This window comes from Ottowia sp., from assembly GCF_047975795.1.
GTDB lineage: Bacteria > Pseudomonadota > Gammaproteobacteria > Burkholderiales > Burkholderiaceae_C > Ottowia.
This window is the reverse complement of record NZ_JBKEEE010000083.1, coordinates 63,021-84,716: the sequence shown is the minus strand read 5'-3', so window position 1 is coordinate 84,716 and position 21,696 is coordinate 63,021. Positions and strand designations below refer to the sequence as shown.

The window sequence follows — 21,696 nt, the reverse complement described above, 5'->3', positions numbered from 1 at the left end:
ACGCTTGCGCGTGCGTTTGGCTGCAAGCTCGAATCCAGTGGTGGCAAGGCTTGTCTGTTGCATCGCTCCACTGTCTCAGATCAGGCCGTCATGGGGCTGACTTTTGCAGACCTTCCTTAGGCTCGTGGCAGGTGTTCGTTGTGCTGCAATATTAGGAGTCATCAGCAACACAAGCGGTGACACATAGAGCGTTGTACATGTGCCCCCGGTCGATAGGATGCCAGAAGGTCGGTGCTCTGAACCCGTCACCTGCCTCGCAAGCATGCGTCTATTTTGCTATGTTGAGGCTGATTGCTGTTGAAGGGTCAGCCTGGCTTCAGTTTAGAAAAAAGATCAGCAAGACAAAACCAACAACCTAGGTTTAATCAAAGTTGCTTCGGCTTAATTGACTGGCAGCAGCCAGTTCCGATTTCATGTGGGCGGTCAGTTGTGCAAACTTGGTTTTGGCTGCGGCAGCGACTGGAGCTTGCTCACGCTGTTCAGCCAGTATCTCAGTCGGGTCCTGAGGTTCGTTGTTAACCCGAAATTCCAGATGCAGGTGCGGGCCGGTGGCCACGCCGGAAGCGCCCACGGCACCAATGGTCTGGCCTTGCGTGACCTTCTCGCCTGCTTTGACGTTGATGCGCGAGAGGTGCGCGTAAACCGAGGTGTCGGTCTTGTTCGGATGTTTGACGTAAATGACCTTGCCGTAGCCGCTTTGCACGCCGGCAAACTCCACCACGCCGTCGCCAATAGTGCGCACAGGTGTGCCCGTCGGGGCGGCGTAATCGACGCCTTTGTGTTCGCGGCTGTAGCCAAATACAGGGTGGCTGCGCATGCCAAAGCCACTGGTGATACGTGAAACTTTCAATGGGGCCACCAAGTACGACTTGCGCATGCTTTGGCCGTCGAACGAGTAATAGGCACCTTTGTCGCTGCTGCCATGTTGGAACCACAACGCTTGGTGTGTTTTACCACGGTTGATGATTTCAGCGCTCAGAATTCTTCCAGCACGGACGGGTTCGCCATCGGCCTCCAGCGATTCGTAGACGATGGAGAAACGATCACCTTTGCGCAGTCTGCGATGGAAGTCGACGTTGGATTCAAAAATGTCGATCAACTGCCGGGTCACACTGTCCGGCACTTGCGCTTCATCGGTGGCGGCAAACAGCGTGCTGTTGATCACGCTGCCAGCCAGCCGCTGGGTAGCGATCAAGGGCGCGGCTTCAATGCGCACGCTGAAGCTGTCGTCTGAGCGTTCGACCACCAAGCGCTTGAAACTGTCGTCATCGCCCTTGTCCAGCCAGTGCGTGCGCAACAATTGCAACTCTTGGCGATCAGTGGCTTCGGCAGTGACCATGCGCCCGACACCGGCTTTGCTGAACAAAGCTTGGCGCACCGCCGTGTTTTTGCGCAAAAAGGCGGCGGCGGCTGGGTCGGCAATGCCCAGACGTTTGAGCAAGGCTTCGGGCGTGTCGGACGAGCGTGTGGCTTCGCTGCGGTACAGCGTGAATGAGAAGGTATCGAGTTGATCCAGTTGGGCGGCGACGGTGTCGGCAGGATCAACCGGATCAGAAACTAGACGCACCGGTTCGGTGGGCATGGCCGGTGCCAATGAAGCGACGGCATAGGCACCGCCGCCGCCGCACAGCAGCACCGCGCCAATAGAGGCGGCGATGCGTTTGGGGTGGCGATGAATCAAATCGGCCAGTGCAAGGCCAGTGAAAATCAGTTGCTGCTTCACGCGAAGATATTCCGGAGTGTGTCGGCGATTCAAAGACACGGCAGATTTCAAGCGTCTGCCTGGCAAAGCGCTCTTTTAAACAAGCGCATGGCCGCTAAAATTGCGGCCTAGCCAATAAGTATAGCGGCGCAAACTAGCCCCCACAACCAACCCCATGAATTCTGACGCCAAACTGACCGAGCATCCTGTGACCGATCGCGTTCGTGAAGCTATGGCGATTAGCCTGCGCGGTTGCGACGAATTACTGCCGCAGCAAGACTGGTTGCAAAAACTGGCCCGCGCCGAAGCCACCGGCCAGCCGTTGCGCATCAAGCTCGGGCTGGATCCGACGGCACCTGATATTCATATCGGCCACACCGTGGTGCTGAATAAGCTGCGCCAGTTGCAGGACTTGGGGCACACGGTGATTTTTCTGATCGGGGACTTCACCAGCCTGATTGGCGACCCGTCGGGGCGCAACAGCACGCGCCCGCCCTTGAGCGCCGAGCAGATCCGCACCAACGCTGAAACCTACAAGGCCCAGGCCTACAAGGTGCTGGACCCGGCCAAAACCGAGCTGCGCTACAACAGCGAGTGGAGCGACACCCTGGGCGCGCGCGGCATGATCGAGCTGGCCGCCAAATACACCGTGGCCCGCATGATGGAGCGCAACGACTTCCACGAGCGTTTCAAGGCGGGCACGCCCATCAGCGTGCACGAGTTTTTGTACCCGTTGATGCAGGGCTACGACTCGGTGGCACTCAAGGCCGATATCGAGTTGGGTGGTACCGACCAGAAGTTCAACCTGCTGATGGGCCGCCACTTGCAGCAGGAATATGGCCAGGAGCCACAGTGCATCCTCACCATGCCATTGCTTGAGGGCACCGACGGCGTCGAGAAGATGTCCAAGTCCAAGAACAATTACATCGGCATCACCGAAGACGCCAACACCATGTTCGCCAAGGTGCTGTCGATCAGCGACGAACTGATGTGGCGCTGGTACACGCTGCTGTCGTTCAAGTCGATGGCTGAGATTGAGGCGCTGCAAAAAGAGGTGGCCGCAGGCCGCAACCCCAAAGACGCCAAGGTCATGCTGGCCAAGGAAATCACCGCGCGCTTTCATTCCGCTGCCGCTGCCGATGTGGCAGAGCAAGACTTCATTCACCGCAGCAGGGGCGGCGTGCCTGACGACATCCCCGAGGTGCAGTTGAGCGGTGCGCCATTGGGTATCGGCCAGGTGCTCAAACAAGCCGGACTGGCACCGTCCACCAGCGAGGCCAACCGCCTGATTGACGGTGGCGGCGTGCGCGTCGATTCGGTCGTCATCAGCGACAAGGGCCTGAAATTGCCCGCAGGCACTTGTGTGGTACAGGTGGGCAAGCGCAAGTTTGCACGGGTCACGCTGGCTTGACTTCCACCGCCCTCGCGCCGTTGATTCAGATCGAAGGCTGGGCGGGCGAGCGCGGCGGCACGTTGTTATGGGGGCCGCTGGATTTGACGGTGCGGCCTGGTGAGGTGGTTCATCTCATCGGCCCTAACGGCTGCGGCAAAACCACTTTGCTGCGCGCTTTGGCCGGGTTGCGCCCGCCTGCCGCCGCCAAAACCAGCCACCTGTGTACTGATCTATGGTGGGTTGGCCATGCCAACGCGCTGGCTGAAGACCTGGATGCCGAGTTGAATTTGCACCTGCGGCTGCAACTGGCGGGCGCAGCGGGCAGCGCATTTGCCGGGCTGTGTCAGCATTTGATGGCGCAAGGCGTGCCCTTGGGCCGCCCGGTACGGCTGCTGTCGGCCGGTCAGCGCCGCAAGCTGGCGCTGGCCCCATTGGCGCTGGTGCCGCGCCCGCTGTGGTTACTGGACGAACCGCTGGATGCGCTGGACGCTGCCGCCTGCGTCGCGCTGGCTGATCTGGCTGCTCGACACGTGGCTGCTGGCGGAGCCATTGTGCTGACCAGCCATCAACCCCTTTCAGAGCAATTTCCTGCGTATAAAAAGTGTTTTTTGCGCTTTTCTGCAAAGCGTGAACAGCTATTTATTCAGGAGCAATTGACTGGAGAAGACGCATGACTTGGCCCATGCTGCGCGCTGTGTTTTTGCGCGAATGGGCGCAGGCCGTACACTGCCCGGCCGATCTGGCTTGGCATGCGCTGTTTTTTGCCATGGTGGCCACGCTGTTCCCGCTGTCGCTGCGGCCCGATGCCGTCACCTTGCAATTGCTGGCCCCCGGCGTGTTGTGGGTGGGTGCGCTACTGGCCGTGCTGCTGGCCAGCGGCAAGATGTTCCAGGACGATTTGCAGCACGGCTGGATCGACCAGTGGCTGTTGGCCTGCCGCGCCAGCGGCATGCCTTTGGCGCTGCTGGTGGCTGCGCGTTTGGCGGCGCAATGGGTATTGACCGCTGTGCCCGTGCTGCTGGTCGCCCCGCTACTGGCACTGCAATTCGGCTTGGCCGCCTGGCCATTGGCGGTGTTGATGCTGGGCCTGGCGCTGGGCACGGGCGTGCTGGTGCTGGTGACCGGTGTGGCAGCAGCACTGGCAGGTGGCCTGCATGGTGCGGCCATGCTGGTGATGCTGATGGTGCTGCCTTTGGTGGCCCCCGCCCTCATTTTTGGCGCGCTGGCTGTGCACCACGCCATTCATGGCCAGCCGGTGGGTGCCGATCTGTCTTTGCTGGGGGCCATGCTGGCCGCTGCTGCGTTGATCTGCCCTGCGCTGGCGGCGGTGGGACTCAAAGCGGCGACGGAAATTTGAGGCGGCGTAATGGCAATGTGGCCGTGCCCAGACGCAGGGTAAATCCGGTGGTAATCACCCTGATTTTCGCTCCACAATTTCAGTGCGCACTGCCGTAAGGGAGGTGGAAAGTTTGTGGTTATGCTTTGTAACTCTCCATGTTCTGTTTCTTTGATGTAAGGATTGCTAAATGAATATGTTCACGAAATTGAGCCGTCGTCCGTTGTTGGCCGCACTGTCACTGGCCGGTTTGATGGCCCTTCCTTTGGGGGCCATGGCGCAGTCGCCCATCGTGATCAAGTTCAGCCACGTGGTGGCCGATCAGACGCCCAAAGGCCAAGCGGCATTGAAGTTCAAGGAACTGGCCGAGAAGAAGTTGCCCGGCAAGGTGCAAGTGCAAGTGTTTCCCAGCTCGCAACTGTTTGGCGATGGCAAGGAAATGGAAGCGCTGCTGCTGGGCGATGTGCAAATGATTGCGCCATCGCTGTCCAAGTTTGACCGCTATACCAAGAAGATTCAGCTGTTCGATCTGCCGTTTTTGTTTGACGACATGGCCGCTGTGGATCGCTTTCAGGCCAGCGCCGAAGGCCAAGGCCTGCTGAAGTCGATGACCAACCGTGGCTTGTTGGGCCTGGCCTATTGGCATAACGGCATGAAACAGTTGTCCAGCGACAAAGACCAACTCAAGCGCCCTGAGGATGTCAAGGGCTTGAAATTCCGAGTCCAAAGCTCTGACGTGCTGGAAGCGCAGTTCCGCGCGCTGGATGCCAACCCGCAAAAAATGGCTTTCTCAGAGGTGTACCAAGCGCTGCAAACCGGCGTGGTGGATGGGCAAGAAAACACCTGGTCCAACACCTATTCGCAAAAGTTTTTTGAAGTGCAAAAAACCATTGCCGAAACCAACCACGGCGTGATCGACTACATGGTGGTCACCAACGCCAAGTGGTGGGAAGGCCTGCCTGCTGACGTGCGCAAAGGTCTGTCTGAAGCCATGGTTGAAGCCACGGCCCACGGCAACAAGATTGCGGCCGACCTCAATGAGCGCGACAAGGGCTTGATCGCCAAGGCGGGCAAGGCCAAGATCCAGCAACTGTCGAAAGAAGACTTGGCCGCATGGCGCAAGACCATGGAGCCGGTGTGGAAGAAGTTTGAAGGTGGCATTGGTCGCGATTTGATCGACGCGGCGCTGAAGTCCAACAAGTAACGCCCACAAAGTAACGCCCACAGCGCGCCAACTCGCCCATGATTTGTGCGCGCCGTTGCTTGATGTCGCAATAACAAAATGGCGGCCTGCCTTTGCGGTGGGTCGCCATTGTTTTGAGGAGATGACAAACCATGCGCTGGCTCGACAAACTTGAAGAGAGCTTTCTGGCGCTGATGCTGGCTGGCATGGTCAGCATCACGTTCACCCAGGTGGTGGCCCGCTATATCTTTAACTACAGCTTTGTCTGGGCGCTGGAGCTGACAGGCGTGCTGTTTGCATGGCTAATCTTCATCGGCCTGTCTTACGGCGTGCGGGTGGGCACGCACATTGGCATTGACATTCTGACGCGCGCCTTGAGTCCCTCCATAGCCCGCTGGGTGGGCGTGGTGGCATCGGCGCTGTGTGTGGTGTACGCCTGTATCCTGGCATTTGGCGGCTGGCAGTATGTGATGAAGCTCTACAACGTCGGCATTTTGATGCAAGATTTACCGATTCCGCAGTGGATGCCAAAGATGGTTTTGCCATTCGGGTTTGGCTTGTTGGCCCTGCGTTTTTTGGGCATTTTCTATCGTTTGGTGACGGGTCAGGGCGGTGCCTTGCTGGGCGATGAGGCCAAAGACGCGCTCAAGATGCGCGAAGAAATGGAGGAGGCCAAACCATGAACACCATTGTTTTGTTCAGCCTGCTGTTCGTTTTCATGTTCCTGGGCATGCCCGTGGCGGTGGCCTTGGGGTTGTCGTCGCTGGTGGTGATTCTGGGCTTTACGCAAGATTCGCTGGCCTCGCTCACGCTCAAGATGTATGAAACGTCGGAGCACTACACGCTACTGGCCATCCCGTACTTCATTTTGGGGGGCACGTTTTTGACCACCGGCGGCGTGGCGCGCCGCATGATCCGTTTTGCCAACGCCTGCATTGGCCATCTGCGTGGCGGCCTGGCCATGGCGTCGGTCATGGCCTGCATGCTGTTTGCCGCCGTATCCGGTTCGTCGCCCGCAACGGTGGTGGCGGTGGGATCGATCGTGATCGCGGGCATGGTCAAGGCCGGTTACACCCAGGGTTTTGCAGCGGGGGTGATCTGCAACGCAGGCACGCTGGGCATTCTGATTCCGCCGTCGATCGTGATGGTGGTCTACGGCGCTACGACCGAAACCTCGGTCGGCAAGCTGTTCATGGCGGGGGTGGTTCCTGGCCTGCTGCTGGGCCTGCTGTTGATGGTGGCCATTTACTGGCGTGCGCGGATACTGGATTTGCCGAGACAGCCGCGCGCCAGCGCGGGTGAGGTGTTTGATGCTGGGCGCGACTCCATGTGGGGTCTGATGCTGATCTTCATCATCTTGGGCGGCATTTACGGCGGTGTGTTCACGCCCACCGAGGCGGCGGCGGTGGCGGCGGTGTACGCCTTCTTTATCGCGGTGTTTGTCTACCGCGATCTGAAGATGAAAGACGTGCCGCACGTGTTGCTGGAGTCGGCCAAGGTGACCATCATGCTGATGTTCATTGTCGCCAATGCACTGCTGTTTGCCCACGTGCTGACCACCGAGCGCATTCCGCAAGCCATTGCCGAAGCCATTGTCGGCATGGGCATGCCCCCTTGGCAGTTTTTGATGGTGGTCAACATCCTGCTGCTGGTGGCGGGCATGTTCATGGAGCCTACCGGGGTCATTTTGATTCTGGCACCCATCCTGTTCCCGATTGCCGAGCGTCTGGGCATTGATCCGGTGCACTTGGGCATCATCATGGTGGTCAACCTGGAGATCGGTATGGTCACACCCCCGGTGGGGCTGAACCTGTTCGTCACCTCAGGCATTACCAACATGTCGGTGGCGCAGGTGGTGCGCGCGGCTGCGCCTTGGACCATGATTTTGCTGGCCTTCCTGGGGTTGGTGACTTACGTGCCGCAGATCACCACCTTCTTGCCGAACCTGCTGTTCTGACCCGCAGGCCAACGGCCCTCAAACGCCCGCGTGCTTTATCAGTGCGCGGGCGTTTTTTCTGTGTAGCCGCAGTCGCTGGACACGGCGCATTGCCAGCAGCGCGGCGTGCGTGCCACACAGATATACCGCCCATGCAGAATCAACCAGTGATGGGCGTGCGTCAAATATTTGGCAGGCACGCGTCGGAGCAATTGCAGCTCCACCGCCAGCGGCGTTTTGCCCGGTGCCAGCCCGGTGCGGTTACCGACGCGGAAGATGTGCGTGTCCACCGCCATGGTTGGCTCGCCAAACGCCACGTTCAGCACCACGTTGGCGGTTTTGCGGCCCACACCCGGCAGTGCTTCCAGCGCTTCGCGCGTGCGCGGCACTTCGCCGCCGTGGCGCTCCACCAGAATCTGGCAGGTCTGCATCAAATGCCGGGCCTTGCTGCGGAACAGGCCGATGGTTTTGATGTGGCCTTCCAGCCGCTCCAGACCCAGATCCAGAATCTTCTGCGGCGTATTGGCGACGGGAAACAAGCCCCGCGTGGCCTTGTTCACCCCCACGTCGGTGGCTTGGGCTGACAGCAACACGGCGGCCAGCAGCTCGAACACGCTGGTGTATTCCAGTTCGCTGGCAGGAAGCGGATTGGTGGCTTGCAGGGTGGCGAAAAAATGGTCGATCTGGGCGGGCGTCATGGGCAGATTGTCGCCGCCCAACGCGCAGAGGCTTTGAACGCGCTCCCACGTCTGCTCATCCCTTGATCGGCAAACACAACCAGCAGGTAAAGGCACCGGTCTGCATGTCGACCGTGAAACTGTCATCGTACAGCTCAAAACCCGGCCGGTGCGCAGGCACATGGCCGCTTTGGAGCAACCACTGGCCGTACAGTTGGCCCCACGCGGGGCCAATCTCATGCCCCAGGCCGCTGAAGCGTGCACAGGCAAAGCGTCCGGCGACGAAATCCTGCACGCCGATGGGCAATGTGTCATCACGCGGCGGGACAAAGTCCGTGTCCACTTGAACGCAGCAGTCGTAGCGCAGCTTGTCAGCTGGGGTGATTTCGGGGTTGTCCTGGCCAATGCCCAGCATGGTGCGGCGTGGTGTCATCAGGCCGTGGCGATCGCACCAGGCGACAAAGTGCTCCCACGCCTGCGGAATGGTGGGTTGCACGTACGGCCCGGTGTGGCGCAGATAGGCCAAGTGCATGGCGGGCAAGGTTTTGATTTCAATTTGCATCTTCAGTCCTTTCCAGTCGATGGCACCCACGGGCCAACGCTGCGTATCCTGAGCCAGACGCATCGCCGCGTCTTGATTTGCCTTGTGCGCGGCTTGACGAATCTTGTGATGCTGTTCGGCACGCAGCGCGGCGTGGGTGCGCCAGCCGTCGCGTCGCCAGGCCGTAGGCGTCATGCCAAAGTGCGCTTTGAAGCTGCGTGTGAACGTTTCGGGTGAGGAAAATCCTACGTCCAGCCCGATACTGAACGCCGTGGTGCGAGGTTGGTGCAGCAGTCGTTGGGCGGCGGCTTCCAGGCGTGTCCGACGCACTGCGTCGGCCAGCGTCTCCCCGGTTATGGCTTGAAAAATGCGATGAAATGCCAAGGCGAAAAATGCGCCACCTCAGCCAGCACCGCCAAGTCCAGCGGCTCGGCCAAGTGCGCACGGATGTGATCCAGCACGCGGTTGATGCGGCGCTGGTAGTCGGTGGAGAAAGCGAAAGAGCGCGAGTCCATGAACGCTTGCGTGGGCATGCCAAGAGTTAACGGTCAGCCTGTGATCTTGGTCATGTTGAAGTGATGCATGGGGGGTGCGTCCATCGCCCGTTTGAGTGGCTCAGCGGCTCAGGGGGCCAGTCGCTCGCGCCCCCATGTGCCGTTTTCCAGCCGATAACACAGCCGGTCATGCAAGCGGCTTTTGCGGCCTTGCCAGAATTCCCAACGGTCGGGCTTGAGGCGAAAACCGCCCCAGTGCGGCGGACGGGGCGGGTTGAGCATGAACTTGGCACCGTGTTTGGCAGCTTCAGCCACCAACCAGGCGCGGCCGGGGATGGGCTGGCTTTGCGGGCTGGCCCAGGCTCCGATGCGGCTGTCGAGCGGACGGCTGGCGTAGTAGGCATCGCTGTCGGCGGCGTCCACTTTGTCAGCCACGCCTTCGATGCGCACCACGCGCTCCAGATCGACCCAGTGAAATTGCAGCGCGGCATAGGGGTTGCCCGCCAGTTGCTGGCCTTTTCGACTGTCGTAGTTGGTGTACCAGACGATGCCGCGCGCATCAAAGTCTTTGATCAGCACCACGCGGGTGCTGGGGCGCAGATCGGCACCCACGGTGGCCAGTGTCATGGCGTTGGGTTCGGGCACTTGGCTGGCGCGGGCTTCATCAAACCATTGGGCAAATTGCTGTATGGGATCGGCGTGTGAGGCGTCTTCAGACAGTTCGGCGCGTTCATAGCTTTTACGCAGGTGGGCGATGTCGGGGTTCATGCGGATGAGGGGTTGAATCAGTCTGACTGGGGAGGGCGGTGGACAGCGTGGCTCAGGATGTGGGCCAATCGACGGTCATGAATGCCTTGCGCGTGCAGAGTTTGGTGAGTTTGCTGGGCATAGTCGAGCGTGCTGCCATAACGCCCGTGGGCGTGGTGGAAGATGTGGCGGTATTGCTCAGGCGTCAGCTCGCCCGTGAAAGCCGGGCTGCGGCGCGACAGCGTAAAAGCCAGCGCAAGCACAGTGCCGTGCGGCGTGGCGCAGGGCAGCCAGCGGGTGTCGTACACGGCGCTGGGCATTTCGCGCGCCCACAGCGCGGTCAGCACGCCATCAACCAAGTGGTGGGCAATGCGGTAAACCACGCCCTGGCAACTGCCGCCGTGCAACAGGGCAAACACCAATCCAGGCTGCTCCGGCGTGCCGCGGTTGACGCGGCTCCACATGGCCAGCGCACGGTGCCAGCCGTGCACACGGGTGGGGTGGCGCTCGGTGTATTCAAAGTCGGGCCGCCAGATCAACGACCCATAACCAAATACCCACAAATCGGCCGGAGCGCCGTGAGCCTGCTGTTGCCATTCAGCGCGTGTACGCGCCAGCATGTGCAGCGGATCGCGTCCAGGCTGGCGCAAATGGGCATAAGGGGTGTGCGCAGAATCGTCAAGGTGACGCATGGGTGAACTTTATACAATAGCGCCACTTTTTCACTGGAGTTTTCATGAGTGCTCAAGACGACGACTACCAAGGTGTGCTTTGGCCGGTTCTGTTTGGCATCCTGCTGCTGATCATTGGTTTGGTGCTGGGCGTGGCTATTTGGCGTACTTCAAAGGTGGCAGCCCCTGTAACTTCTGTGGCGGTTGTCGCGTCTGCTGCCGCGCCAGCCTCTGGGCTGGCTGTGGAAGTGGATGAAGCTGCGGTGCGCGTGGAGGACGGCATCGTCAAGTTTTACTTTGTCAGTGGCAAGGCCGATCTGGCCACAGGCGCGCAAGAAGCGCTAGGTGACGTGGTGATGGGTGTGGCCGCAGGCAAACGGGCGATTATCAGCGGCTATCACGATGTTACCGGCGATATGGCACAGAACGAAGCTCTGGCCAAACTGCGCGCCGAAGCCGTACGCGACACGCTGGTGGCCTTGGGCATTGGTGAAGACAAGATGGAACTGCGCAAGCCCGATACCACCGCAGCGACTGGCAGCAATGCCGAGGCGCGTCGCGTGGAAGTGACGCTGGAATAAAAGCGCGTTCAATCTGTTCAGATGGGCCTGAGTTAAGCTTATTTATTGCTATGCAAATGATAGCTTAATACATTGGATTTGGCTGCATTTTTAGCCAATTTGAAAACAAAAACCGCCTTGCAGCCCATGTTGTTGCGAGGCGGTTTTATTTTGGGAGTGTGCTGACTGCTGGGGTCAGGCGCATTCAGTCAAGGCGCTGCGCATTTTTTTCATGGCCGCCACCTCGATCTGACGGATGCGCTCGGCGCTGACGCCGTATTCGGCGGCCAGCTCGTGCAGCGTCATGCCGCCTGAGCCATCATCGTTGACGTTGAGCCAACGCTCGGTCACGATGCGACGGCTGCGCTCGTCCAGCCCTTTGAGGGCAGCGGCGACGCCTTCGGTGGCCAATGTGTCGCGCTGGGCCGATTCGAGCATGGCGGTGGGTTCGTGCTGCTCGTCTGACAAATAGGCGATGGGGCCAAAAGCCTGCTCTCCATCGCCATCGATAGGCGTTGGGTCGAGCAACACGTCGCCGCCTGAAAGGCGCGTTTCCATCTCGCGCACTTCTTCGGGTTTGACGTTCAACTCGCGCGCCACCACATCGATCTGCGCTGAAGTCAGGGCATCGCGATGGGTGATGTTTTCAGCGGCGTCGTCGGCCTTGAAACCTTGCTTCATCGAACGCAGGTTGAAAAACAGTTTGCGCTGGGCTTTGGTGGTCGCCACTTTGACCAAGCGCCAGTTTTTCAGAATGTATTCGTGGATTTCTGCCTTGATCCAGTGCATGGCATAGCTGACCAGGCGCACGCCCTGATCAGGATCGAAGCGCTTGACGGCTTTCATCAAGCCGACATTGCCCTCCTGAATCAGGTCAGCGTGGGGCAATCCATAGCCTAGATATTGGCGCGCAGTGGATACCACCAAACGCAGGTGAGACAGCACCAGTTTGCCCGCCGCTTGCAGATCGCCGTTAGCGCGCAGCTCGTGTGCAAAGTGCTGTTCTTGCTCTGGCGTTAGCATCGGCAGCCGATTGACGGCGGTGATGTAAGCGTCCAGATTGCCCAGTGGTGGAACGACTGCCCAAGGGTTGGCCAGCGCCACAGCTTTTGCAGAAGTGCCTGAAGCCGAAGCAGTCATGTGTAAAGTCCTTTCATATCACTCAAGTATTTTAGCACTCTATTGGAGGGAGTGCTAACGAAAGAAGTTCCCATCATTTCGATGGCAGGGTGCAACTGCGGCTGTGAACTTATCTGAACAGCCGTCGATTGCTGCACACGCAGCGAGGGTTTGCCGTTTACATGGAATGCTCGATCGGCGATGATCGAACAGCTTGCATCTGTATACAAATATGAAGTTCGCCAATGGTCGCTATTGATTCTCTTGCCAAGGATTCGCTTTCACCAGCCTTGCCCGGCGTAGGCCGTGCTTTGGTCTTGGCTGGCAAGCTGAACCAGCAAAGCGCTGAGGATATTCATCGCAAGGCATTGGCCAATAAGCGCAATTTCATCAATGAGCTGATTGAATCTGGAGGGGTGTCAGCCTCAGATCTCGCTTACACGATGTCGCAGGCTTTTGCTGCGCCATTGCTGGATATCGATGCCGTTGAGCCGCAGCGGTTGCCAGTCGATCTGCTGGATCCCAAGCTGGCCATGCAATACCGGCTGATCGCGCTGAGCAAGCGCGGAGGCCGTTTGATTATTGCCACGGCAGACCCTTCGGATCAGGAGGCGGCAGAAAAAGTCAAATTTGCGACGCAAATGGGCGTCGAATGGGTGATTGCAGAGTTTGACAAACTCACCAATATTTTATCTACAGTATTTCGACCTGTGGCAGACGCCATGGACAGTATTGTGGGTGGTGATTTCGAATTTGATGAGGAGTCGCTAGGAGGATCCACTGAACAGGAAGATTCTGATCCGGCACAGTCTGATGTAGAAGATGCGCCTATTGTCAAATTCTTGCAAAAAATGATGATCGACGCCGTGAGCGCACGCGCCTCTGATTTGCATTTCGAACCGTATGAGCACACTTATCGGGTTCGTTTTCGCATTGATGGCGAGTTGCGTGAAATGGTTTCGCCGCCGGTCATGATCAAGGAAAAACTGGCATCACGCATCAAGGTGTTGTCCAGACTGGATATATCAGAAAAACGGGTACCGCAAGATGGACGAATGAAGCTCAAACTGGGCCCCAACCGTGTGATTGATTTTCGTGTCAGCACGCTGCCTACGCTTTTTGGCGAGAAGATCGTGATTCGTATTTTGGATCCGAATAGCGCCAAAATGGGTATTGATGCGCTGGGCTATGAACCCATCGAAAAAGAGCGCTTGCTGGAAGCCATTGAAAGACCTTATGGCATGATTTTGGTGACTGGGCCGACTGGCTCAGGGAAAACTGTTTCTCTGTACACCTGTTTGAATCTATTGAATAAATCTGGTGTCAATATCGCGACGGCTGAAGATCCATCGGAAATTAATTTACCTGGTGTCAACCAGGTGAATGTGAATGAAAAGGCCGGGCTGACATTCGCGGTTGCATTGCGTGCATTTTTGCGTCAGGATCCAGACATCATCATGGTGGGTGAGATTCGCGATCTAGAAACAGCGGACATTGCTATTAAAGCGGCACAGACGGGTCACTTGGTGCTGTCCACTTTGCATACGAATGACGCGCCAACCACATTGACGCGGATGCGCAATATGGGCATTGCCCCTTTCAATATTGCGTCTAGTGTTATCTTGATCACTGCACAGCGTTTAGGTCGGCGGCTTTGCCCGCAGTGCAAGGAGCCAATGGACATTCCACATGAGGCATTGATAGATGCCGGCTTCAAAGAGTCGGATCTTGATGGTAGTTGGACGCCATACAAGCCTGTGGGTTGCAATGCCTGCAATAACGGTTATAAAGGTCGAGTCGGGATTTATGAAGTGATGCCTATTACTGAAGATATGCAACGAATCATTCTGGCTGATGGCAGCGCATTGGAAATTGCGGAGCAAGCACGTAAAGACGGAGTACGTTCATTGCGGGAATCAGGATTGCATAAAGTTCAAATCGGGGTGACTTCTTTAGAAGAGGTCTTGGCTGTCACTAACGCATAACACTAATTAAAGTATACTGGTATTGAAATTATGGCAACATTAGCGGCTGGCGCCAATAAGGGCGTAAAAGAATTTGTCTTTGAGTGGGAGGGCAAGGATCGCAATGGCAAGGCCGTGCGTGGTGAAACACGTGCTGCGGGTGAAGCTCAGGCGCAAGCCACCTTGCGTCGGCAGGGTGTATTCGTTACCAAGATCAAAAAGCGCCGCATGCGTGCGGGCAAGAAGATCAAGCCCAAAGAGATTGCGATTTTCACACGCCAAATGGCAACCATGATGAAGGCTGGAGTGCCTTTATTACAGTCATTTGATATTGTAGGACGAGGTAATCCTAATCCCAGCGTGGCCAAGCTTTTGAACGATATTCGTTCAGATGTCGAAACAGGCACCTCGTTGGCAGCGGCTTTCAGAAAGTACCCTATGTACTTTAACAGCCTTTACTGCAATCTGGTGGAGGCGGGTGAGACAGCGGGTATTTTGGAAAGCCTGTTGGATCGTCTGGCCACTTATATGGAAAAGACTGAGGCGATCAAGTCCAAGATCAAGTCTGCATTGATGTATCCGACGGCTGTTATTGTCGTGGCATTTTTGGTGGTTGCCTTGATCATGATCTTTGTGATTCCAGCTTTTAAAGAGGTTTTTTCTTCATTTGGTGCAGACCTTCCTGCACCCACATTGTTTGTGATGGCCATTAGTGAATTTTTTGTTGAATGGTGGTGGTTGATATTTGGTGGGCTGGGTTTTGGCATCTATTTTTTCTTGCAAGCCTGGAAGCGCAATGAAAAAGTCCAGATGTTCATGGATCGCTTGCTTCTGAAGATTCCTATTTTTGGTGATTTGATTGAGAAATCGGTCATTGCCCGCTGGACCCGTACCTTGTCCACCATGTTTGCGGCTGGCGTGCCTTTGGTCGAGTCGCTGGATTCGGTGGGCGGTGCCGCTGGCAACTCGGTATATCAGATAGCGACTGACAAGATTCAGCAAGAGGTGTCCACAGGCACCAGCCTGACGGGTGCCATGACCAATGCCAATATTTTTCCCAGCATGGTGCTGCAAATGACGGCCATCGGCGAAGAGTCGGGTGCGTTGGATCACATGCTGGGCAAAGCGGCCGATTTCTATGAGGCCGAGGTAGATGAAATGGTGGCAGGCTTGTCCAGCTTGATGGAGCCCATCATCATCGTGGTGTTGGGTACATTGATTGGTGGCATCGTGGTGTCGATGTACCTGCCTATCTTCAAACTCGGCCAAGTTGTTTGATGCCCGACGCGATATGGGTGCAGGCCGCTACAGGTGGCCTGTTTGGTCTGTTGATTGGCAGTTTTCTGAATGTGGTGATCTACCGGCTGCCCAAGATGATGGAGCAAGCTTGGGCGGTTGAATGCGCCGAATTCACTGGGCAAGCGCCGTCTCCAGAGCACTCAGAGCGGTTTAACCTGCTGGTTCCGCGATCAAGGTGTCAGCAATGCGGACATCAAATCGTTTGGTGGGAAAACGTTCCGGTTTTGAGTTATCTGTTTTTGCGAGGCCGTTGTTCGTCTTGCAAAACGCCTATCAGCCTGCGCTATCCCATGGTTGAACTGGTTACGGGCCTGTTGTTCGCATGGTGTGTCTGGCGGTGGGGCTGGACGTGGCCTGCGCTGGCGTGGTGTGGTTTCTCGGCTGTGCTGGTGGCTTTGACGCTGATCGACTGGGACACCACGCTGTTGCCCGATGCGCTAACGCTGCCTTTGCTGTGGGCGGGTCTGATTGCGTCTATTTTGGGTTGGACGGGTGTGCTGCTGACTGATGCTGTATGGGGCGCAGTGGGTGGCTATATGTCGCTGTGGCTGGTGTATTGGGCTTTCAAGCTGGCCACGGGCAAGGAAGGCATGGGCTTTGGCGATTTCAAGCTGTTTGCGGCGTTGGGGGCATGGTTTGGCTGGCAGGCGCTGGTGCCCATGATGCTGATGTCTTCGGTCATTGGTGCCGTGGTCGGCATTGGGCTGAAATTCATGAGCGGGCTGCGCGAAGGCGGTGTCATGCCGTTTGGCCCGTTTCTGGCCATGGCTGGAGTGACGGCCATGCTGTTTGGTCCGCAATCCATTTTGCGTGTGCTGGGGCTTTGACCTGACGATGGGCATGCGCTTGCCATTTTTGCTTGGCCTGACTGGCGGCATTGGCAGCGGCAAAAGCACGGTGGCCACCGTGCTGGCTGACCGAGGCGCGGCGATCGTGGATGCCGATGCCATCTCGCGCGCCACCACAGCGGCAAGGGGCAGCGCGCTGCCCGCCATTGCGGCGCAATTCGGCGCGGGTTTGATGGATGCTGATGGCGCGCTTAATCGGGCGACCATGCGTGCTTTGGTATTTGAGAACCCCGCTGCCCGCCAGCAGCTTGAAGCCATCATCCACCCTCTGGTGGCACAAGAAACTGATCGCCAGGCGCGCCAAGCCATCGCTGAAGGCCGGGCGCTGATCGTGTTTGATGTGCCCTTGCTGGTCGAAGCCGGTGCCCGTTGGCGCGCACGTGTGGATCGCGTGTGGGTGGTGGATTGCGACACCGACACGCAAATCAGCCGCGTGCAGCGCCGCAACCAGTTGCCCCGTGATGAAGTCGAACGCATCGTGCACGCGCAAGCGCAGCGCGTGGATCGTCTGGCTGCCGCCGACACGGTGATTTTCAATGGAGCCGAAGTCTCGCTGCCCCAATTGCAACAACAAGTTAGCGATGGGGCTGCCTGCTTGGAGCTATGATGCCGGGTCACCTGTCAAGGCCCCCGCGTGATCCTGTACGAATATCCTTTTAACGAACGCATCCGCACTTATCTCCGGCTGGAGCACCTGTTTGGACGCCTGGCTCAGTTGATGCCGCGCGACAGTGCGATGGATCACCACTTCGCGCTCATTACTGTGTTTGAGGTGATGGACGTGGCCAGCCGTGCTGACCTCAAATCCGACGTTCTCAAAGATCTGGAGCGACATAAGCTGCAAATGACGGCCTTCCGCGGCAATCCTGCCATTTCAGAGGCATCGCTCGACGCGGTGCTGGGCCAGCTCAGTGAAGCGTTCGAGCAGCTCAGTCGGCAGCATGGCAAACCCGGCAGCCCCTTGCTGGACAATGAGTTTTTGATGACCGTGCGCAGCCGCGCCGTGATTCCAGCGGGTACCTGCGCGTTCGATCTGCCCGCTTATTACCATTGGCAGCACTGCTTGCCAGAGCAACGCCGCAGCGATCTGGATCAGTGGGCGCAAACGCTGGTGCCGTTGGCGCGTGCCGTGGCGCTGCTGCTGCAAATTTGCCGCGACTTTGGCAAGCCCCAAAAAGTCATGGCGCTGAAAGGGCACTTTCAGCAAACCCTGTCGCAGGGGCGCACCTTCCAGTTGATGCGCCTGCACATTGACGCGGCGCTTGATCTGGTGCCCGAAATCAGTGGTAACCGGCTGATGGCGTCAGTGCGGTTGATGCGTCTGGATGACGGTGGCAAATTGCATGCCGTACACGACGATGTGCCGCTTGAAATCAGTCTGTGCGTATGACAGCGACTTCTGCCACGCCATCACCTGCGCCCCAAGGTCGCACCGTGCGCTGTCCGGCGTGTGCAGGCCCCAGCCTGTTTGCGCCCGAAAACCGCTTTCGCCCTTTTTGCAGCGAGCGCTGCAAACTGTATGACCTGGGTGCCTGGGCCAACGAGAGCTTTCGCGTCGAAGCGCAAGAGTCAGACGATGACACCAGTTTTTTCACCGATTAAAGTCGCTTGCGGGTAACGGCTAATGCGCTCACGGTCAAGCCGGTTGTAGCCATCACAGGCCATTGCTGCTATGAATAAAAGATCCTTCAACGCCAGAAATACAAACGCCAAAGCCCATAAAAATGCGCAAGATACCGTGCTGCCTGAGTTGCGTCCTGGCCAGTCGGTCGAGTTGCTCAAAGCGTTGCACATCCTCACCCGCGAGGGGCGGCTGAACCAGGATTCGCGCCGCAAGCTCAAGCAGGTTGAGCATTTGGTGCAGTTCATCGAAAAAATTTTGGGCGAGCTGACTCCGGTGGATGGGAATGCGTTGGCTGTGGCCGACCACGGTGCGGGCAAGTCCTATTTGGGCTTCATCCTGTACGACCTGCTGCTGCGCCCACAGGGCAGCGGCTGGATCTACGGCATCGAGACCCGGCCTGATCTGGTGCAGCGCTCGCGCGCGTTGGCCGCGCGCCTGGGTTTTGAGCGCATGCGTTTTCTCAATGTGTTGGCGGCTGAATCGGTGCAGGTGAGCGATTTGCCGGAGCGCTTTGACGTCGTCACCGCCTTGCACGCCTGCGACACCGCCACCGACGATGCCATCGCCTTCGGTCTGCAAAAGCGCGCCCAGGCCATGGTGCTGGTGCCCTGCTGTCAGGCCGAGCTGGCCGCGCGCCTGCGCCAGCACAAAGCCTTGCAACTGGCACGCACCCCACTGGCCGAGTTGTGGCGCCACCCTTTGCACACGCGCGAAATGGGCAGCCAGCTCACCAACGTGCTGCGTTGCCTGTATTTGCAGTCGCAAGGTTACAGCGTCACCGTGACCGAGTTGGTCGGCTGGGAACACAGTCTGAAAAACGAGCTGATCATTGCCCGCTACACCGGCCAGCGCCAGCGCAGTGCGGCTGATCGGCTGAAGGCGCTGCTGGATGAGTTTGGCTTGGGTGAGCTGCTGCCGCTGCGCTTTGCCGCGCTGGAGGCTGGCTGAAACTGATGGTCAGTGTGGCGGTCAGTGGCGGCCATCGCTTTCAGGATCAACGTCAGCAGCTATTGAATGGATCTGAGCCAGCTCATCCAGAATGCGGTGCGCATCGGTGTGTACTTCGTGCGCCAATGCGGTGGCCAGGTGCAGGCGGCGCAGCACCCAGGGGCTGACGTCCTGGTGAAAAGGATCGGGCAGCACTTCGGGGACGGTGCCCAGCGGGCCGTCGTTGCTGTCGCTGTCACTGTGGGTGGCACTGTGGCTGGCACTGTTGTTGTTACTGTCGCCGTTGGTCGATCCGGGTGTGGCGACGGCTGGCGGGTGGATGGCCAACACGGTCGTGATGCAGGCGCTGGCCTGCGTCAATGGCTCGGCAATCACATCGGCCTGCAACTGATCGCGCCGCAGCAGCATCATGGATTTGATGGCACTGAGCTGGCCCATCAACTGGTAGCTGTGGCCTTGCATTTGCTCGAGCAGCATCAACGGCGGACGCACGGCACGCGGCTCGACCAGGGCGCGTTGCGTGGCCTGCACCAGGGCGGAGAGCGCGTCGTAGGCTTCGCGTCGTGCCAGCCGCCAGGCCAGCTCGGCCTGGGTGTCCAGATCGTGCAGGGCGGCCAGGTTCAGCGACAGCCGTGCGTGCTGGCGCAGGGCTTTGAGTGCGCGGTGCACCAGGCCCGCCAACTGATCGCGTTCCCACGATGGCAGCACATAGGCGAACACCCAGGCGATGCCTGCGCCCAGCACGGTGTCGCCCACGCGCTCCAGCAGCGCAAAGGCCGGGCTGCTGCCCGCATGCAGCAAGTGGGCCTGCACCAAGCCCAGTACCGAAGCGGCCACAGCCGTGATCACATAACGGCGCAGTGCAAAGGCATGCGCCACGCCCTGTGCCACGGCGGATGTCAAAGTCAGCGCCAGTGTGCCGGGGTGCAGCGCCAGCAAGCCGGTGGCCAGCAAGCTGCCCATCAGCGTGCCGGCCACGCGCTGGTTGCGCCGCTCCAGCGTTTGCGCCAGACTGCCGCGCAGCACCACCACGATGGTCAGCAGCACCCAGTAATCGTGCGAGCCCCAGGGCAGCCACAGCGTGATGGCGTAGCCCGTGCCCACCGCCAGGGCTGCGCGCAGGGCATGGCGCAGCGCGGGTTGTTGCCAGTGCCACAGACTTAAAAACGGTTGCAGCGACCAGTCGGTAGGGCTGACGAACAGTCGCCAGCTATTGCGGACCACGGCCAGATCGGGTTGAGCCTGGCCACGCGCCAGCGCGGTCAATCGCTGCATGGCACGGTTTTGGTGGGAAACACGTGATGCCACGCCACGCAGCAGGTGTTCGGCCAGGTTGGCTGGATCTGTCGCGCCGGACGTACCTGAAGTGTTCGGCGTATCTGGTGCATCTGATGTATTTGGTGACGACGGTGCGCCCAGTCCCAGCGTGGTCAGTTGCGCCGTGTGGTCTATGGCCGCAGATGGGCGGCGGTGCCACAACAGGGCGTCGGCCATGGCGGTCACGTCGCGCGCCATGACGCGGTATACGCCCGCCACGTCGGCCAGCCGGGCGGCGCTGTGGGCGTGCTGGCGCACGCCGGGCAAATCCAGCTCGCCTGCAACCAGGTGGTCGCGCATGTCCAGCACCACCATCAGCATGCCCGCCAGACGTTGGCGGTGTGGTGTGCGGGGCGACTCCAGCACCACATCGCGCGCTGATTGCAGCAAATCGGCCAGCGCGGCCTGACGCGCCAGCAATTCGGCCACGCCGCCAGTGGCATCGCGGGGGCTGTGATGGTCGTGATCGGGTGTGGTGTTCGGGTCCAGCCGACTGGCGTGGGCGCGCATCAACGCCGCCAGAGCCAGCAGCACCTGGGCCACCAGTTGGGTGCGAAAGCGGGCGTTCAGTACGGTGTTCGCCAGCACCGACCAAGCCACATACAGTGCCGCGCCCAGCCCGCATTGCAGCGCGCGCACCAAGGCGTCAGTGGCGTGGGCAGGTGCGGGTGTGGACAGCGAAAAAATCGTCGTCAACATGACCCCGATGGCCACTGGCGCGCCACGCTTGCCCCAGGCCATGCCCAGAAAAGCCAAAAACGTCGCCGCCACCAGCAGCGCACCCAGCGCCAGCGGCTGGCCGCGCAGCAGTTGCACGGCAAAAAACAGCGGAATGCCCAACAGCGGTGCCACCGCCATGTAGGCCAGTTTGCCGCGCCGCGGAGCCACCAGATCGGGGGCCAGTGTGGCAATCACTCCCACCGTGGCGGTGGCCGCTGCCGCTTCGCCCCACGCGGCGTGCACGAGGGCGGCCACCAGCAGCATGCCCAAAGCGCAGGCAGCGCCGTTGAGCGCGTAGTCGCTCAGCAGCACGCGTGCCACCGGCTGTGGGCGCAAGCGTGCATACCAAGGCGCGCGGCTCATGCGCGTGCCTTGGCCAGTGCGGCGACTGTCAAAAACCAGTGGAGTAAACCGGGGAGCATGGGTAGCGAGTATCGGGCCATGTGCGAGTGGTTGCAAAAACGAGTGGAAAGCGAGCGACAAGCGAGCGGCTTCAAAAGCCAGTGACTTCAAAAAACTGCAAGATGCCATGACAAACCGCACACAACGCACCAGGCATGCGCCTGCTGGTTGCATGTGCTGACGAATGGCCGCACACCCTATGGCAAACTCGCCCC

At 59.0% G+C, this 21,696-nt stretch carries 22 protein-coding genes; 14 read left to right on the top strand and 8 right to left on the bottom strand.

Translation table 11 applies throughout. From position 1 onward, the window contains the following. Nucleotides 1-361: 361 nt before the first annotated feature. Nucleotides 362-1,723 (bottom strand): peptidoglycan DD-metalloendopeptidase family protein, encoded by a 1,362-nt coding sequence (locus ACK5NW_RS12700; protein ID WP_416928611.1) that lies wholly within the window; start codon nucleotides 1,721-1,723, stop codon nucleotides 362-364. Between the two features lie 154 nt (nucleotides 1,724-1,877). On the opposite strand from ACK5NW_RS12700, the gene tyrS reads away from it, so the two are divergent. From tyrS to ACK5NW_RS12670, 6 genes are all read left to right on the top strand, one after another. Continuing rightward, nucleotides 1,878-3,113 carry a tyrosine--tRNA ligase gene (gene tyrS / locus ACK5NW_RS12695; protein ID WP_416928609.1) on the top strand — a complete coding sequence of 412 codons (1,236 nt, stop codon included), beginning with the start codon at nucleotides 1,878-1,880 and terminating at the stop codon, nucleotides 3,111-3,113. Next, on the top strand, nucleotides 3,110-3,769 hold the full coding sequence (ccmA, locus tag ACK5NW_RS12690) for a heme ABC exporter ATP-binding protein CcmA (protein ID WP_416928607.1): 660 nt from the start codon (nucleotides 3,110-3,112) through the stop codon (nucleotides 3,767-3,769). Before tyrS ends, ccmA begins: the two co-directional genes overlap by 4 nt. Beyond that, nucleotides 3,766-4,452, top strand: a complete 687-nt coding sequence (locus tag ACK5NW_RS12685; protein ID WP_416928605.1) for a heme exporter protein CcmB — start codon at nucleotides 3,766-3,768, stop codon at nucleotides 4,450-4,452. Before ccmA ends, ACK5NW_RS12685 begins: the two co-directional genes overlap by 4 nt. A 175-nt stretch (nucleotides 4,453-4,627) precedes the next feature. Continuing rightward, on the top strand, nucleotides 4,628-5,635 hold the full coding sequence (locus tag ACK5NW_RS12680; protein WP_416928602.1) for a TRAP transporter substrate-binding protein: 1,008 nt from the start codon (nucleotides 4,628-4,630) through the stop codon (nucleotides 5,633-5,635). A 131-nt stretch (nucleotides 5,636-5,766) separates the two neighbouring features. Continuing rightward, a complete protein-coding gene (locus ACK5NW_RS12675) occupies nucleotides 5,767-6,297 on the top strand; it encodes a TRAP transporter small permease (RefSeq protein ID WP_416928600.1) in 531 nt (176 codons plus the stop codon). Next, nucleotides 6,294-7,571 carry a TRAP transporter large permease gene (locus ACK5NW_RS12670; RefSeq protein WP_416928598.1) on the top strand — a complete coding sequence of 426 codons (1,278 nt, stop codon included), beginning with the start codon at nucleotides 6,294-6,296 and terminating at the stop codon, nucleotides 7,569-7,571. Before ACK5NW_RS12675 ends, ACK5NW_RS12670 begins: the two co-directional genes overlap by 4 nt. Nucleotides 7,572-7,609: 38 nt before the next feature. Here ACK5NW_RS12670 and nth read toward each other — a convergent pair whose 3' ends face one another. The 5 genes from nth to ACK5NW_RS12645 form a co-directional block, all read right to left on the bottom strand. Continuing rightward, nucleotides 7,610-8,248 carry an endonuclease III gene (gene nth, locus ACK5NW_RS12665; RefSeq protein WP_416928596.1) on the bottom strand — a complete coding sequence of 213 codons (639 nt, stop codon included), beginning with the start codon at nucleotides 8,246-8,248 and terminating at the stop codon, nucleotides 7,610-7,612. A 55-nt stretch (nucleotides 8,249-8,303) separates the two neighbouring features. Next, complete coding sequence (locus tag ACK5NW_RS12660) at nucleotides 8,304-9,152, bottom strand: AraC family transcriptional regulator (RefSeq protein ID WP_416928594.1); 849 nt, start codon at nucleotides 9,150-9,152, stop codon at nucleotides 8,304-8,306. Then, on the bottom strand, nucleotides 9,122-9,283 hold the full coding sequence (locus ACK5NW_RS12655; RefSeq protein WP_416928592.1) for a hypothetical protein: 162 nt from the start codon (nucleotides 9,281-9,283) through the stop codon (nucleotides 9,122-9,124). The genes ACK5NW_RS12660 and ACK5NW_RS12655 overlap by 31 nt, the downstream gene beginning before the upstream one ends. 108 nt (nucleotides 9,284-9,391) lie before the next feature. Next, on the bottom strand, nucleotides 9,392-10,030 hold the full coding sequence (gene pdxH, locus ACK5NW_RS12650; protein ID WP_416928590.1) for a pyridoxamine 5'-phosphate oxidase: 639 nt from the start codon (nucleotides 10,028-10,030) through the stop codon (nucleotides 9,392-9,394). Nucleotides 10,031-10,047: 17 nt separating this feature from the next. Then, nucleotides 10,048-10,701 (bottom strand): gamma-glutamylcyclotransferase, encoded by a 654-nt coding sequence (locus ACK5NW_RS12645; protein ID WP_416928588.1) that lies wholly within the window; start codon nucleotides 10,699-10,701, stop codon nucleotides 10,048-10,050. Nucleotides 10,702-10,745: 44 nt separating this feature from the next. On the opposite strand from ACK5NW_RS12645, the gene ACK5NW_RS12640 reads away from it, so the two are divergent. Then, on the top strand, nucleotides 10,746-11,261 hold the full coding sequence (locus ACK5NW_RS12640; protein WP_416928586.1) for an OmpA family protein: 516 nt from the start codon (nucleotides 10,746-10,748) through the stop codon (nucleotides 11,259-11,261). Between the two features lie 174 nt (nucleotides 11,262-11,435). Here ACK5NW_RS12640 and rpoH read toward each other — a convergent pair whose 3' ends face one another. After that, nucleotides 11,436-12,380 (bottom strand): RNA polymerase sigma factor RpoH, encoded by a 945-nt coding sequence (gene rpoH / locus ACK5NW_RS12635; RefSeq protein WP_416928583.1) that lies wholly within the window; start codon nucleotides 12,378-12,380, stop codon nucleotides 11,436-11,438. A 224-nt stretch (nucleotides 12,381-12,604) separates the two neighbouring features. Here rpoH and pilB point away from each other — a divergent pair, with 224 nt between their 5' ends. The 7 genes from pilB (at nucleotide 12,605) to ACK5NW_RS12600 (ending at nucleotide 19,042) form a co-directional block, all read left to right on the top strand. After that, nucleotides 12,605-14,344, top strand: a complete 1,740-nt coding sequence (pilB, locus tag ACK5NW_RS12630; RefSeq protein WP_416928581.1) for a type IV-A pilus assembly ATPase PilB — start codon at nucleotides 12,605-12,607, stop codon at nucleotides 14,342-14,344. Nucleotides 14,345-14,374: 30 nt separating this feature from the next. After that, a complete protein-coding gene (locus ACK5NW_RS12625) occupies nucleotides 14,375-15,601 on the top strand; it encodes a type II secretion system F family protein (protein WP_416928579.1) in 1,227 nt (408 codons plus the stop codon). Next, nucleotides 15,601-16,449: a prepilin peptidase gene (locus ACK5NW_RS12620; RefSeq protein ID WP_416928577.1), complete on the top strand. Its 849-nt coding sequence runs from the start codon at nucleotides 15,601-15,603 to the stop codon at nucleotides 16,447-16,449. Before ACK5NW_RS12625 ends, ACK5NW_RS12620 begins: the two co-directional genes overlap by 1 nt. Before the next feature lie 13 nt (nucleotides 16,450-16,462). Next, entirely contained in the window at nucleotides 16,463-17,077 is a 615-nt protein-coding gene (gene coaE / locus ACK5NW_RS12615; protein ID WP_416928575.1) for a dephospho-CoA kinase, read from the top strand. 27 nt (nucleotides 17,078-17,104) lie between these two features. Then, nucleotides 17,105-17,860, top strand: coding sequence for a cell division protein ZapD (gene zapD / locus ACK5NW_RS12610; RefSeq protein WP_416928573.1), 756 nt, complete (start codon nucleotides 17,105-17,107; stop codon nucleotides 17,858-17,860). Continuing rightward, the gene (locus ACK5NW_RS12605) at nucleotides 17,857-18,072 is read left to right on the top strand and encodes a DNA gyrase inhibitor YacG (protein ID WP_416928571.1); all 216 of its coding nucleotides are present in this window, start codon (nucleotides 17,857-17,859) and stop codon (nucleotides 18,070-18,072) included. Before zapD ends, ACK5NW_RS12605 begins: the two co-directional genes overlap by 4 nt. A gap of 70 nt (nucleotides 18,073-18,142) precedes the next feature. Next, nucleotides 18,143-19,042 (top strand): class I SAM-dependent methyltransferase, encoded by a 900-nt coding sequence (locus tag ACK5NW_RS12600; protein ID WP_416928569.1) that lies wholly within the window; start codon nucleotides 18,143-18,145, stop codon nucleotides 19,040-19,042. Nucleotides 19,043-19,063: 21 nt separating this feature from the next. On the opposite strand, the gene ACK5NW_RS12595 is transcribed toward ACK5NW_RS12600, so the two are convergent. Next, nucleotides 19,064-21,442 carry an FUSC family membrane protein gene (locus ACK5NW_RS12595; RefSeq protein ID WP_416928567.1) on the bottom strand — a complete coding sequence of 793 codons (2,379 nt, stop codon included), beginning with the start codon at nucleotides 21,440-21,442 and terminating at the stop codon, nucleotides 19,064-19,066. Between the last annotated feature and the right edge of the window lie 254 nt (nucleotides 21,443-21,696).

Coding starts and splice junctions, on each gene's coding strand:
- tyrS (WP_416928609.1), top strand. CDS start 1,878: ATGAATTCTGACGCCAAACTGACCGAGCATCCTGTGACCGATCGCGTT.
- ACK5NW_RS12685 (WP_416928605.1), top strand. CDS start 3,766: ATGACTTGGCCCATGCTGCGCGCTGTGTTTTTGCGCGAATGGGCGCAG.
- ACK5NW_RS12680 (WP_416928602.1), top strand. CDS start 4,628: ATGTTCACGAAATTGAGCCGTCGTCCGTTGTTGGCCGCACTGTCACTG.
- ACK5NW_RS12675 (WP_416928600.1), top strand. CDS start 5,767: ATGCGCTGGCTCGACAAACTTGAAGAGAGCTTTCTGGCGCTGATGCTG.
- ACK5NW_RS12670 (WP_416928598.1), top strand. CDS start 6,294: ATGAACACCATTGTTTTGTTCAGCCTGCTGTTCGTTTTCATGTTCCTG.
- nth (WP_416928596.1), bottom strand. CDS start 8,248: ATGACGCCCGCCCAGATCGACCATTTTTTCGCCACCCTGCAAGCCACC.
- ACK5NW_RS12655 (WP_416928592.1), bottom strand. CDS start 9,283: ATGGACTCGCGCTCTTTCGCTTTCTCCACCGACTACCAGCGCCGCATC.
- pdxH (WP_416928590.1), bottom strand. CDS start 10,030: ATGAACCCCGACATCGCCCACCTGCGTAAAAGCTATGAACGCGCCGAA.
- ACK5NW_RS12645 (WP_416928588.1), bottom strand. CDS start 10,701: ATGCGTCACCTTGACGATTCTGCGCACACCCCTTATGCCCATTTGCGC.
- ACK5NW_RS12640 (WP_416928586.1), top strand. CDS start 10,746: ATGAGTGCTCAAGACGACGACTACCAAGGTGTGCTTTGGCCGGTTCTG.
- rpoH (WP_416928583.1), bottom strand. CDS start 12,380: ATGACTGCTTCGGCTTCAGGCACTTCTGCAAAAGCTGTGGCGCTGGCC.
- pilB (WP_416928581.1), top strand. CDS start 12,605: ATGGTCGCTATTGATTCTCTTGCCAAGGATTCGCTTTCACCAGCCTTG.
- ACK5NW_RS12625 (WP_416928579.1), top strand. CDS start 14,375: ATGGCAACATTAGCGGCTGGCGCCAATAAGGGCGTAAAAGAATTTGTC.
- ACK5NW_RS12620 (WP_416928577.1), top strand. CDS start 15,601: ATGCCCGACGCGATATGGGTGCAGGCCGCTACAGGTGGCCTGTTTGGT.
- coaE (WP_416928575.1), top strand. CDS start 16,463: ATGCGCTTGCCATTTTTGCTTGGCCTGACTGGCGGCATTGGCAGCGGC.
- ACK5NW_RS12605 (WP_416928571.1), top strand. CDS start 17,857: ATGACAGCGACTTCTGCCACGCCATCACCTGCGCCCCAAGGTCGCACC.
- ACK5NW_RS12600 (WP_416928569.1), top strand. CDS start 18,143: ATGAATAAAAGATCCTTCAACGCCAGAAATACAAACGCCAAAGCCCAT.
- ACK5NW_RS12595 (WP_416928567.1), bottom strand. CDS start 21,442: ATGAGCCGCGCGCCTTGGTATGCACGCTTGCGCCCACAGCCGGTGGCA.